Below are 790 nucleotides of genomic sequence, written 5' to 3' on the forward strand. Positions count from 1 at the left end.
GTTTACCGCCGACCAAATTTTGGCCGCCTATGAAACCGGCTGGGCAGAATTTATCGCCTTGGGCAAAACCGTGATGATTAATCCGCACATCGCCACGCAAATCCGTGAAGGCCGCGAAGATGAAATCGAAACGCAACTCGATCCGACGCGCGCCGACCATTACGGCCTTCCCGACACCTTGTGGGGATTTGCCTCCAGTGGTACGCAATCATGGCTGCCGCCGGTAAAAGGCGCAGAATGGAAACCGATGGATATTTAATCATCGATTCATAAACAAAGGCCGTCTGAAACTTTTCAGACGGCCTTTGTTTTGGTACAAACATTGAATTATCAAGCATTTTTTTGTACAATTCCGCATCTTTCAATCTATTGCAGGGCGTGTTGCACACGCCCTTATTTTAGCCTGTTTTCCAATACCCATATCCTTCAGGCCGTCTGAAAAAGCGGCCTGAACCTTTTTGCAAAGAAAACCATGTCCCAAGAAATCCTCGACCAAGTGCGCCGCCGCCGCACGTTTGCCATCATCTCCCACCCCGACGCGGGTAAAACCACGCTGACCGAAAAACTGCTGCTGTTTTCAGGTGCGATTCAAAGCGCAGGTACGGTAAAAGGCAAGAAAACCGGCAAATTCGCCACCTCCGACTGGATGGACATCGAGAAGCAGCGCGGCATTTCCGTGGCCTCGTCCGTAATGCAATTCGACTACAAAGACCATACCTTCAACCTCTTGGACACGCCTGGACACCAAGACTTCTCCGAAGATACCTACCGCGTATTGACCGCCGTGGAC

Annotated in this window: 1 protein-coding gene and 1 pseudogene; both read left to right on the top strand. The window is 51.0% G+C overall.

Going from position 1 to position 790, the window contains the following annotated elements:
• Window positions 1-259, top strand: a pseudogene (locus tag ACTHUM_RS16100) (NADH-dependent flavin oxidoreductase); the annotation flags it as partial.
• 213 nt (window positions 260-472) lie between these two features.
• The coding region (locus tag ACTHUM_RS16105; RefSeq protein ID WP_440403436.1) for a GTP-binding protein at window positions 473-790 on the top strand (318 nt) is incomplete at its 3' end.

It is taken from the genome of Neisseria sp. P0021.S006 (assembly GCF_051956895.1).